The sequence below is a fragment of the Streptomyces sp. NPDC014656 genome, assembly GCF_043084305.1.
Classification (GTDB): Bacteria; Actinomycetota; Actinomycetes; order Streptomycetales; family Streptomycetaceae; genus Streptomyces.
The window spans coordinates 398,395-418,444 of the sequence record NZ_JBIBZN010000004.1 but is presented as its reverse complement, the minus strand read 5'-3'; the positions used below and the strand labels follow the sequence as shown (position 1 = coordinate 418,444).

The following is a 20,050-nucleotide window of genomic DNA, read 5'->3' as shown; positions in this document are numbered from 1 at the left end:
CGGTCGCGCTTCGCCTCGCCACCGCTCCGGCCGCGTGCCCGCCCTCGTTCCTCGGACGGACCCGCAACCTACGCTCCGGCTCGGCTGCGCTGCTCCGGGCTTCCGGTCGCGCTTCGCCTCGCCACCGCTCCGGCCGCGTGCCCGCCCTCGTTCCTCGGACGGACCCGCAACCTACGCTCCGGCTCGGCTGCGCTGCTCCATCGCCTGCTGGTAGAGGCGTCCGGCGCGGTACGAGGACCGGACCAGCGGGCCCGACATCACGCCGGAGAAGCCGATCTCGTCGGCCTCGTCCTTCAGCTCCACGAACTCCTGCGGCTTCACCCAGCGCTCCACGGGGTGGTGGCGCAGCGAGGGGCGCAGGTACTGGGTGATCGTGATGAGCTCGCAGCCGGCGTCGTGCAGCTGCCGGAGCGCCTCGCTGATCTCCTCGCGGGTCTCGCCCATGCCGAGGATCAGGTTGGACTTCGTGACCAGACCGTAGTCACGGGCCCGGGTGATGACGTCCAGCGAGCGCTCGTAGCGGAAGCCCGGGCGGATCCGCTTGAAGATCCGCGGCACCGTCTCCACGTTGTGCGCGAAGACCTCGGGGCGGGAGGCGAAGACCTCCGCCAGCAGCTCCGGCACCGCGTTGAAGTCGGGGGCCAGCAGCTCGACCTTGGTGCGGCCCGCGGCGCGCTCGGCGGTCTGCTGGTGGATCTGGCGCACGGTCTCCGCGTACAGCCAGGCGCCGCCGTCCTCCAGGTCGTCGCGGGCGACGCCGGTGATGGTGGCGTAGTTCAGGTCCATCGTGACGACGGACTCGCCCACGCGGCGCGGCTCGTCCCGGTCCAGCGCCTCCGGCTTGCCGGTGTCGATCTGGCAGAAGTCGCAGCGCCGGGTGCACTGGTCGCCGCCGATGAGGAAGGTGGCCTCCCGGTCCTCCCAGCACTCGAAGATGTTGGGACAGCCCGCCTCCTGGCAGACCGTGTGCAGGCCCTCGCTCTTCACGAGGCTCTGCATCTTCGTGTACTCGGGCCCCATCTTCGCGCGGGTCTTGATCCACTCGGGCTTGCGCTCGATGGGGGTCTGGGCGTTCCGGACCTCCAGGCGCAGCATCTTGCGTCCGTCGGGTGCGACTGCGGACACATCGGCTCCTGTAGCTTCGATTCTTCGGCGCACACCAGGGTACGCCCGTTGCTTCCATGCCTTGCTACGTCTGGCCAACCCGTGGCCAGAGCCCGGCATTCCTAGGCGGGGGCCTGCGCCGTCTCCCGTACGACCTCCCGCGGCTTCGGCTCCGCGTTCTCCAGCACGTCCCGCAGGTGCCGCTCCACCACCGGGAGGACCTCCTCGATGGTGACGTCGCGGCCCAGCTCGTTGGCGAGCGAGGCCACGCCGGCGTCGCGGATGCCGCACGGGATGATCCGGTCGAACCAGGCGTTGTCCGGGTTCACGTTGAAGGAGAAGCCGTGCATCGTGACGCCCTTGGCGACCCGGATGCCGATGGCGGCCAGCTTCCGGTCCTCGCGGCGCTGCCCGGCGTTGGATGGGGCGTACTCGGGGCCGTGCAGCCGCGGGTCGAACTCCTCGTCCGTCAGTCGCGGGTCGAAGTCCAGCGAGAGGCCGCCGAGGGACGGCCGCCGCTCGACCGGGTCGCCGAGGACCCAGACCCCGCTGCGGCCCTCGATCCGGGTGGTCTCCACGCCGAACTCGGCGGCGGTGCGGATCAGCGCCTCCTCCAGGCGGCGCACGTGCGCGACGACGTCCACCGGGCGGGGCAGCTTGAGGATCGGGTAGCCGACCAGCTGGCCGGGGCCGTGCCAGGTGATCTTGCCGCCGCGATCGACGTCGATGACCGGGGTCCCGTCGAGGGGCCGCTCGTTCTCCGCCGTGCGCCGGCCCGCCGTGTAGACCGGCGGGTGCTCCAGGAGCAGACAGGTGTCGACGGTCTCGTCGGCGAACCGCGCGGCGTGCACCTCGCGCTGCTTGTCCCAGGCCGCCCGGTACTCGACGGCGTCCTCGCCGAAGCCCAGGCGGACGAATTGCAGCTCACTCACGGCCATGCCTCCTCCCGGGTGCCCGCGGCCGGGTTCCGGGGATCGTCCCGGGGCGGGAGCCGGCCCGGCACCCTGCGTCTTACGCGCCCCTGCCACTGTACGGCGGCGCCGATACGTTCCTTCGGGCAGGTGGAAGGCCCGGAGGGCCGCCGGCGCGGGCCGGGCCGAGGTCAGCGCGGTGCGACAACGGGGGTTCCGGTTCCTCACACGATCGGATGAATGTGGGGCGAAGGTGGCGGTACGGGCCGGGATCACCGCTACATTCACGCCGTTCCATGAGGGTCGAAACGGGCTGCCACCTGCGCCCGGAAGGCAGGAGACCGCACAGCCGATGACGGAACGACCACCGCAGCGCGTCCCGAACCGCCAGCTCGCCGCGCTCATCACCGAGGCCGGGTTCTCCAACGCCGGACTCGCCAGGAGGGTGGACCAGCTCGGCCTGGAGCACGGGCTCGACCTGCGGTACGACAAGACCTCCGTGACCCGGTGGCTGCGCGGTCAGCAGCCGCGCGGCACCACCCCGGCCCTCATCGCCGAGGTCTTCACCCGCCGGCTCGGCCGCCGGCTCACCGCCCAGGACCTCGGGCTCGACGCCTGCGCGCCGGTCTACGCGGGCCTGGAGTTCGCCGCCACCCCCGAGGAGGCCGTCGACATCGTCAGCGGCCTCTGGCGCAAGGACTCCGGCAGCCACGCCGAACTCCGCAAGATCGCCTTCACCCCGGCCGGCCTCGTCGTCCCCAGTCGCGACTGGCTCATCGGCCGCGCCGACGACCGGGTCGCCCGCGGCGAGCAGCCGCCCGTGCCGGTGGTCCGCCCCGCCGCCACCGGCGGCCCGGTCCGCCCGATCGGCCAGGACCCCCGGGTGCCCCCGCAGGGCCGCTTCTCCGTCCCCCGCCAGCGCGGCACCGAACGGGGTCCGGGCCAGCGCGTCACCGCCGGCGACGTCGCCGCCCTCCGCTCCGTCGGCGACCTCTTCCGCACCCTCGACCACGCCTACGGCGGCGGCCACGCCCGCCAGGCCCTCGTCCGCTACCTGGAGCACGAGGCCGAGCCCATGCTCCGCGGCACCTACGGCGAGACCACCGGCCGGCGCCTCTTCGCCGCCGCCGCCGACCTCACCCGGCTCGCCGGCTGGACCTCGTACGACATCGCCGCCCACGGCCTCGCCCAGCGCTACTTCGTGCAGGCGCTGCGCCTCGCCCAGGCCGCCGGGGACCGGGCCTACGGCTCGTACGTGCTCCTCACCATGAGCTGCCAGGCCGTCTACCTCGGCCACGGGCGCGAGGCCGTGCAGCTCGCCCGGGTCGCCCAGCAGGGCGTCGGCCCCGCCGCCCCGCCCGTCGTCCAGGCGATGCTGCACGCCGTCGAGGCCCGCGGCCACGCCGTCCTCTCCGAGGCCCGCGCGTGCAGCGCCGCCCTCGTCCGCGCCGAGCGGGCCCTGGAGGCCGCCCGGCCCGGCGACGAGGTGCCCTACTGGGCCCGCCCCTTCGACGAGGCCCAGCTCGCCGACGAGCTCGGCCACTGCCACCGCGACCTCCAGCAGTACCGCCCCGCCGCCCAGCACGCCGAGCGGGCCCTCCAGCTCCGCGCCCCCGGCTACGCCCGCAGCCGCCTCTTCTGCCGGGTCGTCCTCGCCACCGCCCGGCTCGCCCTCGGCGAGCTGGACCAGGCGTGCGCGCTCGGCGCCGAGGCCGCCCAGCAGGCCGCCGAGATGCGCTCGGCCCGCGCGACCGAGTACGTCCGCGACTTCGAGCGCCGCCTGGAGCCCTACCGCGACGCCCCGCCCGTCCGCACCTACCGCGACCGCGTGGCCGCCCTGGGGCCCGTCTGACCCGCCCCGGGGGCCGTCAGGCCGCGTCCTCCTCCGCCTCCTCCAGGACCGCGGGGCGCAGGCCCAGGTCGGCCAGGACGGCGCCGGCGGCCCGCTCGCCGGAGGCCAGCGTGGAGCGCAGGGTGCCGGCCGCCCGGTGGTCGCCGCACACGTACAGGCCCGCGAGCAGCCGCACCGAGCGGCACGGGTCGTGCGCCGGGGGAGTGGCCAGGACCGCGTCCCGGGTGTGGTGCAGGGCCAGCAGCTCCCACTCGTCCGTGGAGGTCCCGTACAGCGCCGCCAGGTGCTTGCGGACCCGCCGCTCGGTGTCGTCCGGCGGCGCCCCGAGGACCGTCGAGGTGATCAGCGCCCGGCCCGCCGGCGCCCGCGTCGGGTCCACCGCGCTCATCACCGCCGTGTGCGCCACCGGACCGCCCGGGTCCGACTCCAGGAGCAGCGCCGGATCCGCCGCCGGCGCCGTCGGCGCCGTGTGGTGCAGCACCGTCACCGGGTGGTACGCCGGGACCCGCAGGCCCGGCAGGAGTTCCGCCGCCGAGCGCGCCCCCGTCGCCAGGACCACCGCCCGGCAGCCGACCGCCCCGTGCTCCGCCGTGACCACCCGCACCGCCGACACCCGGGTGACCCGGACGCCGGTCCGCACCGTGCCCGGCGGCAGCAGCGCCGCGAGGCGGGAGGGCAGCACCCCGGTGCCGCCCTCCGGCACCGACACCCGGCCCCGGGCGAAGGCCCGCAGCGCCAGGTCCGCCCGCCGGCTCGACACCGCCAGGTCCGGGTCGGCGAGCAGCGCCGCGAGGAGCGGGCGCAGCACCGTCTGCACGGTCCTGGCCGGCAGCCGGCCCGACAGCGCCTCGCGCGCGGTCCGCTCGGGCCGGGCGAGCAGCCGCTGCGTCGGGGTCGCCGCGAGCCGCACCAGCGAGGCGCCGAGCCGCGCCTGGTCCAGCGAGGCCGCCGGATGCCGGGGGGCGCTCGCGAGGGCGCGCGCCACGGTGAGCGCGCCCCTGCGGGCCCTCGGGTGCGGGGCGCCCCAGCGCGCGTACCGCCCGTCGGAGTGGATCAGCACCCCGGGCGCGAACGGGCGCGGCACCACGCCCTCCAGGCCCGGCAGGGCCCGCAGCTCCTCCGGGGAGAGGGTGAGCAGCCGGCCCACCCGGTCGAGCCGGAAGCCGTCCGTCGTGGTGGTGGCGTGCCGGCCGCCGAGGAAGGGCTCGGCCTCCAGGACGGCGACCGAGAGCCCCGCCCCGGTCAGCCGCCGGGCCGCCGTGAGCCCCGCGAGACCGGCGCCCACGACGACGACGTCGACCTCCCCGGGGCCGTCGCCGCCCCCGCCGGCCCCCCGGGGCCCCGGGACGGTGGTGCCCCGTGCGGCCTCCGGCACGGAGGTGCCCTCCGAGACGTCGTCCGCGTGCTGTGCCTGCTGTGCGCTGCGTGCGGTACTGAGCACGTGCCCCTCCCCAGGTCTGCGCCGCCTGTTGGTGGCCTATGCCCCCAACGGGCCCCCGGAATGCCCGGGTTCGCGATCCGTGTCGACTGGTGGGCACCGAGGTTAGGCAGCGCTCCCACGGCAGCGGGCCCGCGCGCGGCGGGCTTGCCGGAGCACGGGGGAGCGCAGGGAGCGCTCGGGCCCCGCTCAGCGGGGTGCGGCGGCCCGGATCGCCTCGTCGATGGTGGGGAAGGCGAAGGCGAAGCCGGAGGAGAGCAGCCGCTCCGGGACCACCCGCTGGCTGCCGAGGACGTCCGCCGCGAAGTCCCCGAGGACCAGCTTCAGCGCGGGCGCGGGGACCGGGAAGGGGGTCGGGCGGCGCAGCACCCGGCCCATCGCCGCGGTCACCTCCCGGTTGGTGACGGGCTCGGGGGCGGTGAGGTTCACCGGGCCGGAGAGCGAGGGGGTGTCGATCAGGTGGCGGAGGGCGGCGACCTCGTCGTGGAGCGAGATGAAGGACCAGTACTGGTGCCCGTCGCCCATCCGTCCGCCGAGTCCGGCGCGGAAGACGGGGAAGAGCCGCCCCCAGGCGCCGCCCTGACGGGCCACCACCAGACCGGTGCGGGCGTAGGTCACCCGGATCCCGGCCTCCTCGGCGGGGGCCGCCGCGGCCTCCCACTCCACGCAGACCGAGGGCAGGAAGCCGGTGCCGGCCGGGGCGCTCTCGTCCACCGCGCGGCTGCCGGTGTCGCCGTACCAGCCGAGGGCGGTGCCGCAGACCAGCGCCTCCGGCGGTTCGGCGAGCCCGGCGAGGGTGCGGGCGATCGCGGTGGTGCCGAGCACCCGGCTCTCCCGGATCTCCCGCTTGTACGCCTCGGTCCACCGGCGCTCGCCGACGCCCGCGCCCGCCAGGTGCACGACCGCGTCGACGCCGGTGAGTCCGGCACCGTCCACATGGAGCCGCTTCGGGTCCCACTCCACCTCGTCGGCGGCCCCGGCGGGGCGGCGGACGAGCCGGAGGACGTCGTGCCCGTCGGCGCGCAGGGAGCGGACGAGGGCGGCGCCGATGAGGCCGGAGGCCCCGGTGACGGCGACGCGCTTGCGGAGGGCGGAAGGCTGCATGGCCCCATCCTGCCCGCTGTCCGCCCGTTCGGTGCGGCCGGTGCCCGCCGGTGGCGCCGGTGTCCGCCCGCCGGCGGCGGAGGCGTGGCAGAGTGGCCGTCATGACCGTGCCGGAGACCTTCGTGATCCGAGGCGCCCGGGCGGGCGACGCCGAGCCGCTGGGGCGGCTGGACCGGGCGGCCTGGTCGCCGCTCCACGCGGTGCTGCCCGCGCCCTCGGAGCCGTACCCGCCCTTCTTCGACGAGCGCCACCGGCCCGCCGACCACCTGGTCGCCGAGCGGGCCGGGGCCCTCCTCGGGTACGTGCGGGTGGGGCGGCCGACGCCGCTCGACTGCAACGCCCACGTCCGCCAGATCCAGGGCCTCGCCGTCGCCGACGAGGCCCGCGGCCAGGGGGTGGGCCGCGCCCTGCTGCGCGCCGCCCTCGCGAAGGCCCGCGCCGACGGGGCCACCCGGATCACCCTGCGGGTCCTCGGGCACAACGTCCCGGCCCGCGCGCTCTACGAGGCCGAGGGCTTCGTGGTCGAGGGCGTCCTCCCGGGCGAGTTCGTCCTCGGCGGCGCGCCCGTCGACGACGTCCTGATGGGCCGCTCCCTCAGCTAGGCGCGCTCCACAGCGCCACCCCGCCCATCAGTTCGCGCAGGCAGCGCAGGGCGAGGGCGGCGGGGGAGCCGGGGCCCTCGACGGGGGCGTCGGACTCGGCCCAGCTCTCCAGGGCGACGCGGATCGCGTCGGTGGCGGCCGCGGCGGCGAGCCGTACCTCCAGCGGGTCCGCCTCCGGTCCGGCGAGGGCGGCCAGGACCTCGCGCAGCCGCTCCTCCGACTCCTGGTTGACCCGGTACCAGACGGCCCGCAGCGCCGGGTCCTCGGCCGAGGCGCGCAGCAGCCCCCGGGTCCAGCGCAGTCCCTCCGCCCCGGCCTCGTCCACCGGGGTGAGGGAGGCGGCGATCGAGCCCTCCAGCGCGGCCCGCAGCGGGACGCCCGGCGCGGTGGCGGCGAGGGACTCCCGCCAGCGGTCGGCGCCGCCCGCGAGGAGCGGGGCGACGGCGTCCTGCTTGGAGCGGAAGTAGCGGTAGAAGGTGCGCAGCGCGACCCCGGCCCGCTGGGCGACGGCCTCCGCGGTGGTGCCGTCGGGCCCGTGCTCGGTGAACAGCCCGGCCGCCGCGCGGGCGATGTCCAGCTGGGTGGCGGCCTTGCGGCGCTGGGTCAGGGAGGGCGTCGCGGTCATCGGCTCGGTTCGGTTGCTCACCGTACGAGGGTACGGCCCCCGCCCCATGTCTACACGGAATGCAGTAGTGGCAAAACGTGCCACTCGGGCGTACGGTGGACATCAAGCAAGGAAGCTTGACATCGAGAGGTCGCCGCCATGAACCAGCTCACCCGTTACGAAGGACGCCGCGCGCTCGTCACCGGCGGCGGCTCCGGCATAGGCCAGGCCACCGTCCTGCGCATGCTCGCCGAGGGCGGCCGCGTCGTCGCCGCCGACATCAGCGAGGACGGCCTGAAGGACACCGCCGCCAAGGCCGGGGACACCGCCGACCGCCTCACCACGGTCGTCGTGGACGTCGCCGACGAGGAGTCGGTCCGCGCCGGCGTCGCCGCCGCCGTCGAGGCCCTCGGCGGCCTGGACGTGCTGGTCAACGCGGCCGGGGTGCTCCGCTCCTCGCACACCCACGAGACCGGCCTCGACTCCTTCGAGCAGGTGATCCGGATCAACCTGACCGGCACCTTCCTCGTGATCCGCGAGGCGATCCCGGCGCTCCTGGAGGGCGACGGCTCCGCCGTCGTCAACTTCTCCTCGACCTCCGCGGTGTTCGCCCATCCCTACATGGCGGCCTACGCGGCCAGCAAGGGCGGCATCCAGTCCATGACCCACGCGCTCGCCGCCGAGTACGCCAAGCGGGGCATCCGCTTCACCGCCGTCCAGCCCGGCTCCATCTCCTCCGGCATGACCGACGGCTCCGGCGCCAGCAAGCAGTCCACCGGCCCCGGCCTGCCCGCCGACGCCGACATGTCGCTCTTCATGAAGCTCGCCCCCGCCCTCGGACAGGGCTTCGCCGGTCCCGAGACCGTCGCCGGCGTCGTCGCGATGCTCGCCAGCGAGGACGGCCGCTTCATCACCGGCACCGAGGTCCGCGTCGACGGCGGCACCCACTTCTGAGCCCCGCCGCCGAAGGCCCCGGCTCCCCGCCGGGGCCTTCGGCATGCCCGGGAAGACGAGGCACGCCCGGGAGGACGGGGCCGGCCCGCCTACCCCGCCCCGAAGCGCCCCCACAGCCGGGGCAGCCGGGCCGCCAGGGCCGCCTCGTCCGACAGGTCCAGCGGCGCGCCCTCCGGCTCCCCGTACGGCATCACCAGGCCCAGGTCCGGGGTCTCCGTGCCGGTCAGCGTCTCGTACGCCTCGTCCGCCGCGAACCCGATCTCCTCGCCGTCCCCGTCCAGCTCGGGATCGAAATCCTCCAGGAGCTCCGCCAGCTCGTCCGGATCGGCGACACCGCCCTCGTACACCTCCCGGCCCTGGCCGATCAGCCAGCAGCGGAAGGCGTCGAAACCCTCCTCGCCCGCCCCGGCCCCGTCGAGCAGCACCGCCGCCGCGCCCCACACGTCCCAGTGGTACGCGCGGTTGAACCGGGCCTCGAAATGGCGCGCGTAGTCGAGCACCGTGTCCGGATCCAGCCGGGTCAGCCGTTCCACGAGCAGATCCGCCTGCTCCTCGGAGTCGCCCCCGGCGTCCGCGCGGGCGGCGTCGATGATCTCCCAGAACTCGGTCTCGTCCATCACGGGACCAGCATCCTGTCTCCACGACCGCGACGCACCCGGAAACCCGGGATTCCATCCGGACAGAAGATGTCGGGTATCGCTGCCAGGCTGAGAGCCATGACCACCGAGAAGAAGCCGCTGCACGGACGGATCTGCCTCGTCGCCGGGGCCACCCGGGGCGCCGGACGGGCCATCGCCGTCCAGCTCGGCGCCGCCGGAGCCACCGTCTACGTCACCGGACGCACCACCCGCGAGAGGGTCAGCGAGGTCGGCCGCGCCACCGAGACCATCGAGGAGACCGCCGAACTGGTGACCGCCGCCGGCGGCGAGGGCGTCGCCGTCCCCACCGACCACCTGGAGCCCGACCGGGTCCGCGCCCTGGTCGACCGGATCGACCGCGACCACGGCCGGCTCGACGTCCTCGTCAACGACGTCTGGGGCGGCGAACACCTCATCGTCGACACCTTCGGCAAGAGGACCTGGGACGTCGACCTCGCCGCCGGCCTCAGGATGCTCGAACTCGGCGTGCGGACCCACCTCATCACCTCCCACGCCGCCCTGCCCCTGCTCAACCGCCACCCCGGCGGCCTCGTCGTCGAGGTCACCGACGGCACCACCGCGTACAACGGCACGCACTACCGCGAGAACCTCTTCTACGACCTCGCCAAGAACGCCCCCATCCGGATGGCCTTCGGCCTCGCGAAGGAACTCGCCGACAGCGGCGGCACCGCCGTCTCCGTCAGCCCCGGCTGGCTCCGCTCCGAGCAGATGCTCGCCCACTTCGGCGTCACCGAGGAGAACTGGCGGGACGCCACCGCCCAGCTCCCCGACTTCGCCGTCTCCGAGTCCCCCGTCTACGTCGGCCGCGCCGTCGCCGCCCTCGCCGCCGACCCCGACCGCGCCCGCTGGAACGGACGGTCGCTCGACAGCGGACAGCTCGCGAAGGAGTACGGCTTCACCGACGAGGACGGCTCCCGCCCCGACTCCTGGGGCTTCATCCTCGCCAAGGAGACCGACCCGGACACCCGGGTCGAGGACTACCGGTAGCGCTCCGCCGCCGTCCGCGCCGCCTCGGCGAAACGGGCGCGCAAGGAGGCGGGGGCCACCACCTCCGCCTCCGGCCCGAGCCCGAACAGCTGGCCGAAGGCGACGTCCTCGCTCTCCACCCGCAGCGTCGCCGTCACCCGGCCGTCCCCCTCCGGCACGGCCCCCGCCAGCGCCTCCCCGGCCGCCGCCCGGTCCGTCACGTGCGGCAGCCGGCGCGCCCCCGCCTCCGTCAGCCGCACCACCACCTCGGCCCGCAGCAGCGAGCGCGCGAACTCGGCCGCCCGCTCCGCCCAGAAGGCCGCCAGGTCGAAACCGGGGTCCCGCTCGAAGCGCTCCCCGCCGACCGCCACCGCCGTGAACCGGTCCACCCGGTAGGTGCGGTACGCGCTCCCGGCGCGGGCGCACACGTACCAGACCCCCGCCTTCAGGACGAGCCCGTACGGCGCCAGCTCCCGCTCGACCTCCTCGCCGTCCCGCCGCCGGTAGCGCACCGACAGCGACCGGTCGTCCCAGACCGCCTCCGCCACCGCCGGCAGCAGCTCCGGCGTCACCGGCTCCTGGTACCAGCCGGGCGCGTCCAGGTGGAACCGGCGGGCCGCCGACCCCGGCGCGTCCGCCAGCGAGGGCAGCAGCGCCGCCGAGACCTTCAGCCGGGCCGCCGAGGCGGCGTCCTGGAGCCCCATGTCCCGCAGCGCGCCCGGCAGCCCCGAGAGGAACAGCGCCTCCGCCTCGTCCTTCGCGAGCCCGGTCAGCCGCGTCCGGTACCCGCCGACCAGCCGGTACCCGCCGGTCCTGCCCCGCTCCGAAAACACCGGAACCCCCGCCTCCGAGAGGGCGAGGGCATCACGGGTGACGGTCCGCTCCGACACCTCCAGCTCGGCGGCGAGTTCGGCCGCCGTCATGGAGGCGCGGTTCTGGAGGAGCAGGACCATCTTGATGAGGCGGGCGGCGCGCATGATCCCATCATGCGCGCCGCCACCGACAGCCGGACCGGCCGGCCCCGGGCCTTACAGGCCGTAGCGCTCGCGCGCCTCCTTCACGGCCGTCGCCGGGACCTCGCCGCGGCGGGCCAGCCGGGCCAGCGAGGCGGCCACGATCGACTGCGCGTCGACGCCGAAGTGGCGGCGGGCCGCGGCGCGGGTGTCCGAGAGGCCGAAGCCGTCGGCGCCCAGCGACGAGTAGTCCTGCTCGACCCACTGCGCGATCTGGTCCGGGACCTGGCGCATGTAGTCGGAGACCGCCAGGACCGGCGACTCGACGCCCGCGAGGGCCTGGCGCACGTAGGGCACCCGCTCCTCGCCGCGCAGGAGGGCGGCGTCCGCCTCCAGCGCGTCGCGGCGCAGCTCGGTCCAGGAGGTGGCGGACCACACGTCGGCGGCCACGCCCCACTCCTCGGCGAGCAGCTTCTGCGCCTCCAGGGCCCAGTGGATCGCGGTGCCCGAGCCGAGCAGCTGGATCCGCGGCGCGTTGGCCGGCACGGTCAGGCCGGCCGACTCGGCGGTGTTGAAGCGGTACAGGCCCTTGACGATGCCCTCGTCGACGCCCGCGTGGCCCGGCTTGGCCGGCTGCGGCATCGGCTCGTTGTAGACCGTCAGGTAGTAGAAGACGTCCTGGTCCTCGCCCGGCGCGGCCTCGCCGTACATCCGGCGCAGACCCTCCTTGACGATGGCCGCGACCTCGTAGGCGAAGGCCGGGTCGTAGGTCAGGGCGGCCGGGTTGGTGGCCGCGATGACGGGGGAGTGGCCGTCGGCGTGCTGCAGGCCCTCACCGGTCAGGGTGGTGCGGCCGGCGGTGGCGCCGACGAGGAAGCCGCGGCCGAGCTGGTCGCCGAGCTGCCACATCTGGTCGGCGGTCCGCTGCCAGCCGAACATCGAGTAGAAGATGTAGAACGGGATCATCGTCTCGCCGTGCGTGGAGTACGCGGTCGACGCGGCGATGAAGTCGGCCATCGAGCCGGCCTCGGTGATGCCCTCGTTCAGGATCTGGCCGTTGACGGCCTCCTTGTAGTACATCAGCTGGTCGCGGTCGACCGGCTCGTACGTCTGGCCCTTCGGCGAGTAGATGCCGAGCGAGGGGAAGAGGGACTCCATGCCGAAGGTGCGGGCCTCGTCCGGGACGATCGGGACCCAGCGCTTGCCGGTCTCCTTGTCGCGGACCAGGTCCTTCACGAGGCGCACGAAGGCCATCGTGGTGGCGATGGACTGCGAGCCGGAGCCCTTGTCGAAGGAGGCGAAGGCCTTCTCGGACGGGGCCGGGAGCGGGGCGACCGGGTGCACGCGGCGGGCCGGGGCGGGGCCGCCGAGGGCCGCGCGGCGCTCCTTGAGGTAGCGGACCTCGGGGGAGTCGGCGCCCGGGTGGCCGTAGGGCACCACGCCGTCGACGAACTGCGCGTCCGAGATGGGGAGTTCGAGGAGGTCACGCATGTTCTTGAACTCGTCCGTGCTCAGCTTCTTCATCTGGTGGTTCGCGTTCTTCGACGCGAAGCCCTCACCGAGGGTGAAGCCCTTGACGGTCTGCGCCAGGATCACGGTCGGGGCGCCCTTGAACTCCAGGGCGGCCTTGTACGCGGCGTACACCTTGCGCGGCTCGTGGCCACCGCGCGAGAGGTGGAAGCACTCCAGGATCTTGTCGTCCGAGAGCAGCTGGGCCATCGCGACCAGCGCCGGGTCCTTGCCGAAGAAGTCCTGACGGATGTAGGCGGCGTCGCGGGTCTGGTACGTCTGGACCTGCGCGTCCGGCACCTCGCGGAGGCGGCGGACCAGGGCGCCGGTGGTGTCGAGCGCGAACAGCTCGTCCCAGGCGTTGCCCCAGAGGGTCTTCACGACGTTCCAGCCGGCGCCGCGGAACTGGGCCTCCAGCTCCTGCACGATCTTGAAGTTGGCGCGGACCGGGCCGTCGAGGCGCTGCAGGTTGCAGTTGATGACGAAGGTCAGGTTGTCCAGACCCTCGCGGGCCGCCAGCGCGAGGGCGGCGGTCGACTCGGGCTCGTCCATCTCGCCGTCGCCGAGGAAGGCCCACACGTGCGAGGCGGAGACGTCCTTGATGGCGCGGTTGGTCAGGTAGCGGTTGAAGCGCGCCTGGTAGATCGCGGAGAGCGGGCCGAGGCCCATGGAGACGGTGGGGAACTCCCACAGCCAGGGCAGGCGCCGCGGGTGCGGGTAGGAGGGCAGGCCGTTGCCCCCCGACTCCTGCCGGAAGTTGTCGAGGTGCGACTCGTCCAGGCGGCCGTCGAGGAAGGCGCGGGCGTAGATGCCGGGGGAGGCGTGGCCCTGGATGTAGAGCTGGTCGCCGGAGCCGGGAGCGCTCTGGGACTCCTTGCCCTTGAAGAAGTGGTTGAAGCCGGTCTCGTAGAGCCAGGCCGCGGAGGCGAAGGTGGCGATGTGGCCGCCGACGCCGTGCTTGGAGCCGCGGGTGACCATCGCGGCCGCGTTCCAGCGGTTCCACGCGGTGATCTTCCGCTCCATCTCCTCGTCGCCGTCGATGACGGGCTCGGAGGAGGTGGGGATGGTGTTGAGGTAGTCCGTCTCCAGCAGCTTGGGCAGGGCCAGGCCCGCGCCCTCGGCGTGCTGGAGCGTGCGGCGCATCAGGTAGGCGGCCCGGTGGGGGCCGGCGGCCTTGGTGACGGCGTCCAGGGAGGCCGCCCACTCGGCGGTCTCCTCGGTGTCACGGTCCGGGAGCTGGTCGAGCTCGCTCGGAATCTTGCCTACGGGATCGGTCATGATCGCCGCCTTCCGGACAGATGGGGGTGGAGATAAAAACGGTGGCCTTGTCTGGCAGGACAGGGCGAAGGGCCGGGTAGCGGCCCGCCCGAAACTGTAAACCGCCGATCGATGATCGATCAAAGGGTTGAAGCAGGAAACCTCTTCAGATCGAGAAAGTCGGCACAGGGTGCCGCGGAAAGGGGCACCCGGTGCCGACTTTTCGAACGGTCCGGAAACGGCCCCCGGACGCCGGAAGCCCCGCCGAAGCGGGGCTCTGACCTGCGGGAACGCCTCAGGCGCGGGGTGCGCAACCCAGGACGTGGGCCTTCACCAGGGCCCCGATGTTCGGATCGCCCCGACGGAAGGCCTCCACGAGCTCCTGGTGCTCCTCCGCGTACGACTTCTGCACCGTGCCCAGCCAGCGGATCGACAGGGCGGTGAAGACCTCGATGCCCAGCCCCTCCCAGGTGTGCAGCAGCACGCTGTTGCCGGCCGCCTTCACCAGCTCGCGGTGGAAGGCCACCGTGTGCCGGACCTGCGCCGTGCCGTCGGAGGTCGCGTCCGCCTCGTACAGCGCCGCCACGTGCGGCTCCAGGGTCGAGCAGTCGGCCGACAGCCGGGGCGCGGCCAGCTCGGCCGCGATCTGCTCCAGGCCGGCCCGGACCGGGTAGCTCTCCTCCAGGTCCGCCGCCGTGAGATTGCGCACCCGGACGCCCTTGTTCGGCGCCGACTCGATCAGCCGCAGCGACTCCAGCTCGCGCAGCGCCTCGCGGACCGGCGTCTGGGAGACCTCCAGCTCGGTCGCGATCCGGCGCTCCACGATCCGCTCGCCCGGCTTCCAGCGGCCGCTGACGATCCCCTCCACGATGTGCTCGCGGATCTGCTCGCGCAGCGAGTGGACGACGGGGACGGTCATGGAGCGGCTCCTCCGGGAGTTTCGTGACCCTTAGACAATACGGCGGTGTCCCCGCCCGGACACACATCCGGACGGGGACACCGCTGGTGAGGCTCGTTACGTTGCCTCCGGGGCGCGAAGCCCCACCGGGGCCTACAGACCGAGGTCCACCTCGAACTCGCCGGCCTCCAGGATCGCCTTGACGGCCGTCAGGTAGCGGGCGGCGTCGGCGCCGTCCACCAGACGGTGGTCGTAGGAGAGCGACAGGTAGGTCATGTCGCGGATGCCGATGACGGTGCCCTCGGCGGTCTCGATGACGGCCGGGCGCTTCACCGTGGCGCCGATGCCCAGGATGGCGACCTGGTTCGGCGGGACGATGACGGTGTCGAACAGCGCACCGCGCGAACCGGTGTTGGAGATGGTGAAGGTCGCGCCGGCGAGGTCGTCCGGCGTGATCTTCGAGGCGCGCACGGCGGCCGCCAGCTCCGCGGTCTTCTTGGAGATGCCGGCGATGTTGAGGTCGCCCGCGCCCTTGATGACCGGGGTCATCAGACCCTTCTCGGAGTCCACCGCGATACCGATGTTCTCGGTGTCGAAGTAGGTGATCGTGCCCTCGTCCTCGTTGATCCGGGCGTTGATGACCGGGTGGGCCTTCAGCGCCTGGGCCGCCGCCTTCACGAAGAACGGCATCGGGGAGAGCTTGACGCCCTCACGGGCGGCGAAGGAGTCCTTCGCACGGCCGCGCAGCTTCATCAGCTTGGTGATGTCGACCTCGACGACCGAGGTCAGCTGGGCCTGGCTGTGCAGGGCCTTCATCATGTTGTCGCCGATGACCTTGCGCATGCGGGTCATCTTGACCGTCTGGCCGCGCAGCGGGGAGGCCTCCAGGGAGGGGGCCTTCGACGCGGCGGCCGGAGCGGCGGCGGGGGCCGGGGCGGCCTTCTTGGCCTCGGCGGCCGCGAGGACGTCCTGCTTGCGGATGCGGCCACCGACGCCGGAGCCCTTGACGGCCGCCAGGTCGACACCGTTCTCGGTGGCGAGCTTGCGGACCAGCGGGGTCACGTAGGCGCCGTCCTCCGCGGGGGCGGGAGCGGCGGCCGGGGCGGCCGGGACCGGGGTGACCACGGCCGGGGCGATCGACGGCGCGGCCGGGGCGGCCGGAGCCTGCGCCGGGGCGGCGGCGGGCGCGGCCGGAGCGGTGGCGGCCGGGGCGGCAGCCGGAGCCGGAGCGGCCGGAGCCGGAGCGGCGGCGGCCGGAGCCGGAGCGGCCGGAGCGGCACCCGCGGCACCGATGACGGCCAGCTTGGCGCCGACCTCGGCGGTCTCGTCCTCACCGACGACGATCTCCAGGAGCACGCCGGAGGCGGGCGCCGGGATCTCGGTGTCGACCTTGTCCGTGGAGACCTCGAGCAGCGGCTCGTCGGCCTCGACGGTCTCGCCGACCGACTTCAGCCAGCGGGTGACGGTGCCCTCGGTGACGGACTCGCCCAGCGCGGGCAGGACCACGTCCGTGCCCTCGGCGGAACCGCCGCCGGCGGCGGCCTCGGCGGTCGGGGCCGGGGCCGGCTCCTGCACCTCGGTGGACGGGGTGGCCTGCGGCGCCGGCGCGGCCGGGGCCTCGGCGGCCGGGGCCGGAGCGGCCTCGGCCGCGGGGGCCGGGGCGGCCGCGGAGGCGCCCGTGCCGTCGTCGATGATGGCGAGCTCGGCGCCGACCTCGACGGTCTCGTCCTCGGCCACCTTGATGGAGGCGAGGATGCCGGAGGCGGGGGCGGGGATCTCGGTGTCGACCTTGTCGGTCGAGACCTCGAGCAGCGGCTCGTCGGCCTCGACGCGCTCGCCCTCGGCCTTGAGCCAGCGGGTGACGGTGCCCTCGGTGACGCTCTCGCCGAGCGCCGGCAGGGTTACGGAAACCGACATGGTTTCAGTTGCTCCTAACGAATTGCGGAAGTTGGTCGTCGCGCCCTGTGAGTGACGTGAGCGTCAGTCGTGGGAGTGCAGAGGCTTGCCGGCCAGGGCCAGGTGGGCCTCGCCGAGCGCCTCGTTCTGCGTCGGGTGGGCGTGGATGAGCTGCGCGACCTCGGCCGGCAGCGCCTCCCAGTTGTAGATCAGCTGCGCTTCGCCGACCTGCTCGCCCATGCGGTCACCGACCATGTGGACGCCGACCACGGCACCGTCCTTGACCTGGACGAGCTTGATCTCGCCCGCGGTCTTGAGGATCTTGCTCTTGCCGTTGCCCGCGAGGTTGTACTTGAGGGCGACGACCTTGTCCGCGCCGTAGATCTCCTTGGCCTTGGCCTCGGTGATGCCGACGGAGGCGACCTCGGGGTGGCAGTACGTCACCCGCGGCACGCCGTCGTAGTCGATCGGCACGGCCTTGAGACCGGCGATCCGCTCCGCCACCAGGATGCCCTCGGCGAAGCCGACGTGCGCGAGCTGGAGGGTCGGGACCAGGTCGCCCACCGCGGAGATCGTGGGCACGTTGGTGCGCATGTACTCGTCGACCAGGACGTAGCCGCGGTCCATCGCGACGCCCTGCTCCTCGTAGCCGAGGCCGGCCGAGACCGGGCCGCGGCCGATGGCGACGAGCAGCACCTCGGCCTCGAAGGTCTTGCCGTCCGCGAGGGTGACCTTCACGCCGTTCTCGGTGTACTCGGCGCTCTGGAAGAACGTCCCGAGGTTGAACTTGATGCCCCGCTTGCGGAAGGCGCGCTCCAGCAGCTTCGAGCTGTTCTCGTCCTCGACCGGGACGAGGTGCTTCATGCCCTCGATCACCGTCACGTCGGTGCCGAAGGACTTCCACGCCGAGGCGAACTCGACGCCGATCACACCGCCGCCGAGGATGATGGCGGACTCCGGCACACGGTCCAGGGTGAGGGCGTGGTCCGAGGTGATGATCCGGTTGCCGTCGATCTCCAGGCCCGGCAGGGACTTCGGCACGGAACCGGTGGCGAGCAGGACGTGACGGCCCTCGACCCGGCGCCCGTCGACGTCGACGGAGGTCGGGGAGGACAGCCGGCCGGTGCCCTCGATGTAGGTGACCTTGCGGGAGGCGACGAGACCCTGCAGACCCTTGTAGAGGCCCGAGATCACGTCGTCCTTGTACTTGTGCACGCCCTTGATGTCGATGCCCTCGAAGGAGGCCTTGACACCGAACTGCTCCGCCTCGCGCGCCTGGTCGGCGACCTCGCCGGCGTGGAGCAGGGCCTTCGTCGGGATGCAGCCGTTGTGCAGGCAGGTGCCGCCGAGCTTGTTCTTCTCGATCAGTGCGACGTCCAGGCCCAGCTGCGCTCCGCGCAGCGCCGCGGCGTAACCGCCGCTACCGCCGCCGAGGATCACTAGGTCGAAAACGGTGCTGGCGTCGTTCGCCACGTCACGTCCTCCATGCATGTGCGCTCGTCGCCGGTCTTCGGTGACCGGGCGGCGGCTGGTGTCCGGCCGCATTATGTCGGCCCTGTGGTGGGGGCCCTGTCCTGCCGAGAACCCATCTTCGCACTTGTTGACGGATGGCGGGACGCGGGGCCGGTTGATGAGACCGGGCGATCCTCCGTCCGGCCACCCACCAGGGCGTACGAAGCTACGGATTTCGTCGTCGGCGAACACGCGCGGAAGGGCCCCGGGCGCGGTGCCCGGGGCCCTTCCGTCACCGGTGTGCTCAGAGCTCGCCGGCCGCCGTCAGCTCGGCGAGCCGGACCAGGGTGCGGACCGAGGAGCCGGTGCCGCCCTTGGGGGTGTAGCCGTACGGGGCGCCCTCGTGGAAGGCCGGGCCCGCGATGTCCAGGTGGGCCCAGGTGATGCCCTCGCCCACGAACTCCTGGAGGAAGAGGCCGGCGATCAGGCCGCCGCCCATCCGGACGCCCATGTTCGCCATGTCGGCGGTGGGGGAGTCCATGGTCTTGCGCAGGTCCGCGGGGAGCGGCATCGGCCAGGACTGCTCGCCGACCTCGCCCGCGATGTCGTGGATCGCGGTCCGGTAGTCGTCGTCGTTGGCCATGATGCCGAAGGTCCGGTCGCCGAGCGCGAGGACCATGGCGCCGGTCAGGGTCGCCACGTCGACGATCGCGTCCGGGTGCTCCTCGGACGCCTTGGCGATGGCGTCCGCGAGGACGAGCCGGCCCTCGGCGTCGGTGTTGAGGACCTCGACGGTCTTGCCGCTGTACATGCGCAGCACGTCACCCGGGCGGGTGGCGGAGCCGGACGGCATGTTCTCGGCGAGGGCGAGCCACGCCGTGACGTTGACCTCCAGGCCGAGGCGGGCCGCGGCGACGACGGTGGAGAACACGGCGGCGGCGCCGCTCATGTCGCACTTCATCGTCTCGTTGTGGCCGGCCGGCTTGAGGGAGATGCCGCCCGAGTCGTAGGTGATGCCCTTGCCGATCAGGGCGAGGGTCTTCTCCGCCTTCGGGTGGGTGTAGGCGATGCGGACCAGGCGCGGCGGGTTCTCCGAGCCGGCGCCGACGCCGAGGATGCCGCCGTAGCCGCCCTTGGCGAGCGCCTTCTCGTCGAGGACCTGGACCTTGAGGCCGTGCTCCTTGCCGGCGGCCTGGGCGGCGGCGGCGAAGGCGGCGGGGGTGAGGTCGTTCGGCGGGGTGTTGATGAGGTCGCGGGCGCGGTTGATCTCCTCGGCCACGGCCAGGGCGCGGTCCGCGGCGGCCTTGTGGGCCTTGTCGCGCGGCTTGGCGCCGAGCAGCGCCACCTCGGCCAGCGGCTTCTTGCCGTCCTTCGCCTGCTCCTGGTAGGCGTCGAAGGAGTACGCGCCCAGCAGCGCGCCCTCCGCGACGGCGCCGGCGTCCTCGGCCGAGGCGACCGGCAGCGCGAACGCGGCCTTCTTCGAGCCGAACAGGGCGCGGGCGGCGGTGCCGGCGGCGCGGCGCAGGGTCTCGGAGCCGTACGACTCGCCGTCCTCGGGGGCGGAGCCGAGGCCGACGGCGAGGACGACGGGGGCCTTCAGGCCGGCGGGCGCGGGGAGCTTGGTCGCCTCACCCTCTCCACCCGAGGCACCCAGGGTCTCCAGGACGGCGGCGAGCCGGCCGTCGAACGCCTTGTCGACGGCCTCCGCGCCCGGGGCGACGACGAGCGCCTTCCCGGACTTCGCGACGCCGACGACGAGGGCGTCGGCACGCAGCGTCGCCGCTCCGGCAGTGCTGAGAGTGAGAGCAGTCACGGTGGTGAATTCTCGCTTCCATTGAGTTCTGTGGCGGTCGAGGGATGGGCCGACCGAGCCCGCCGCATCGTATTTCGG

At 73.8% G+C, this 20,050-nt stretch carries 16 protein-coding genes; 4 read left to right on the top strand and 12 right to left on the bottom strand.

What is annotated here, in order from left to right; all coding sequences use genetic code 11:
* Nucleotides 1-171 precede the first annotated feature (171 nt).
* Nucleotides 172-1,125 carry a lipoyl synthase gene (gene lipA, locus ACF1ED_RS12585; protein WP_391759425.1) on the bottom strand — a complete coding sequence of 318 codons (954 nt, stop codon included), beginning with the start codon at nucleotides 1,123-1,125 and terminating at the stop codon, nucleotides 172-174.
* A gap of 101 nt (nucleotides 1,126-1,226) precedes the next feature.
* Complete coding sequence (lipB, locus tag ACF1ED_RS12580) at nucleotides 1,227-2,036, bottom strand: lipoyl(octanoyl) transferase LipB (protein WP_391759423.1); 810 nt, start codon at nucleotides 2,034-2,036, stop codon at nucleotides 1,227-1,229.
* 331 nt (nucleotides 2,037-2,367) lie between these two features.
* Between lipB and ACF1ED_RS12575 the strand changes: the two genes are divergently transcribed.
* Nucleotides 2,368-3,867 carry a regulator gene (locus ACF1ED_RS12575; RefSeq protein WP_391759422.1) on the top strand — a complete coding sequence of 500 codons (1,500 nt, stop codon included), beginning with the start codon at nucleotides 2,368-2,370 and terminating at the stop codon, nucleotides 3,865-3,867.
* 16 nt (nucleotides 3,868-3,883) lie between these two features.
* On the opposite strand, the gene ACF1ED_RS12570 is transcribed toward ACF1ED_RS12575, so the two are convergent.
* Complete coding sequence (locus ACF1ED_RS12570) at nucleotides 3,884-5,308, bottom strand: NAD(P)/FAD-dependent oxidoreductase (protein ID WP_391759420.1); 1,425 nt, start codon at nucleotides 5,306-5,308, stop codon at nucleotides 3,884-3,886.
* A 186-nt stretch (nucleotides 5,309-5,494) separates the two neighbouring features.
* Nucleotides 5,495-6,409 carry a TIGR01777 family oxidoreductase gene (locus tag ACF1ED_RS12565; RefSeq protein WP_391759418.1) on the bottom strand — a complete coding sequence of 305 codons (915 nt, stop codon included), beginning with the start codon at nucleotides 6,407-6,409 and terminating at the stop codon, nucleotides 5,495-5,497.
* Between the two features lie 101 nt (nucleotides 6,410-6,510).
* Between ACF1ED_RS12565 and ACF1ED_RS12560 the strand changes: the two genes are divergently transcribed.
* Nucleotides 6,511-7,011 carry a GNAT family N-acetyltransferase gene (locus tag ACF1ED_RS12560; protein WP_391759416.1) on the top strand — a complete coding sequence of 167 codons (501 nt, stop codon included), beginning with the start codon at nucleotides 6,511-6,513 and terminating at the stop codon, nucleotides 7,009-7,011.
* On the opposite strand, the gene ACF1ED_RS12555 is transcribed toward ACF1ED_RS12560, so the two are convergent.
* Complete coding sequence (locus ACF1ED_RS12555; protein ID WP_391759770.1) at nucleotides 7,004-7,636, bottom strand: TetR/AcrR family transcriptional regulator; 633 nt, start codon at nucleotides 7,634-7,636, stop codon at nucleotides 7,004-7,006. The two genes, ACF1ED_RS12560 and ACF1ED_RS12555, sit on opposite strands and share 8 nt — an antisense overlap.
* 138 nt (nucleotides 7,637-7,774) lie before the next feature.
* On the opposite strand from ACF1ED_RS12555, the gene ACF1ED_RS12550 reads away from it, so the two are divergent.
* Nucleotides 7,775-8,569 carry an SDR family NAD(P)-dependent oxidoreductase gene (locus ACF1ED_RS12550; RefSeq protein ID WP_391759414.1) on the top strand — a complete coding sequence of 265 codons (795 nt, stop codon included), beginning with the start codon at nucleotides 7,775-7,777 and terminating at the stop codon, nucleotides 8,567-8,569.
* Between the two features lie 89 nt (nucleotides 8,570-8,658).
* On the opposite strand, the gene ACF1ED_RS12545 is transcribed toward ACF1ED_RS12550, so the two are convergent.
* The gene (locus tag ACF1ED_RS12545) at nucleotides 8,659-9,186 is read right to left on the bottom strand and encodes a DUF4240 domain-containing protein (protein WP_391759768.1); all 528 of its coding nucleotides are present in this window, start codon (nucleotides 9,184-9,186) and stop codon (nucleotides 8,659-8,661) included.
* 99 nt (nucleotides 9,187-9,285) lie between these two features.
* Between ACF1ED_RS12545 and ACF1ED_RS12540 the strand changes: the two genes are divergently transcribed.
* The gene (locus ACF1ED_RS12540; RefSeq protein ID WP_391759412.1) at nucleotides 9,286-10,215 is read left to right on the top strand and encodes an SDR family oxidoreductase; all 930 of its coding nucleotides are present in this window, start codon (nucleotides 9,286-9,288) and stop codon (nucleotides 10,213-10,215) included.
* Here ACF1ED_RS12540 and ACF1ED_RS12535 read toward each other — a convergent pair.
* The 6 genes from ACF1ED_RS12535 to ACF1ED_RS12510 all read right to left on the bottom strand — a co-directional run bounded on the left by ACF1ED_RS12535 (nucleotide 10,206) and on the right by ACF1ED_RS12510 (nucleotide 19,972).
* Nucleotides 10,206-11,171 (bottom strand): helix-turn-helix transcriptional regulator, encoded by a 966-nt coding sequence (locus ACF1ED_RS12535; RefSeq protein ID WP_391759410.1) that lies wholly within the window; start codon nucleotides 11,169-11,171, stop codon nucleotides 10,206-10,208. The genes ACF1ED_RS12540 and ACF1ED_RS12535 overlap by 10 nt on opposite strands.
* Before the next feature lie 51 nt (nucleotides 11,172-11,222).
* Entirely contained in the window at nucleotides 11,223-13,934 is a 2,712-nt protein-coding gene (aceE, locus tag ACF1ED_RS12530) for a pyruvate dehydrogenase (acetyl-transferring), homodimeric type (RefSeq protein WP_391759408.1), read from the bottom strand.
* Between the two features lie 274 nt (nucleotides 13,935-14,208).
* Complete coding sequence (locus ACF1ED_RS12525; RefSeq protein WP_031014059.1) at nucleotides 14,209-14,832, bottom strand: GntR family transcriptional regulator; 624 nt, start codon at nucleotides 14,830-14,832, stop codon at nucleotides 14,209-14,211.
* Nucleotides 14,833-14,964: 132 nt separating this feature from the next.
* A complete protein-coding gene (gene sucB / locus ACF1ED_RS12520; RefSeq protein ID WP_391759406.1) occupies nucleotides 14,965-16,728 on the bottom strand; it encodes a 2-oxoglutarate dehydrogenase, E2 component, dihydrolipoamide succinyltransferase in 1,764 nt (587 codons plus the stop codon).
* Nucleotides 16,729-16,791: 63 nt separating this feature from the next.
* On the bottom strand, nucleotides 16,792-18,180 hold the full coding sequence (gene lpdA, locus ACF1ED_RS12515; protein WP_043222899.1) for a dihydrolipoyl dehydrogenase: 1,389 nt from the start codon (nucleotides 18,178-18,180) through the stop codon (nucleotides 16,792-16,794).
* Between the two features lie 283 nt (nucleotides 18,181-18,463).
* Nucleotides 18,464-19,972 (bottom strand): leucyl aminopeptidase, encoded by a 1,509-nt coding sequence (locus ACF1ED_RS12510; RefSeq protein WP_391759404.1) that lies wholly within the window; start codon nucleotides 19,970-19,972, stop codon nucleotides 18,464-18,466.
* Nucleotides 19,973-20,050: the final 78 nt, after the last annotated feature.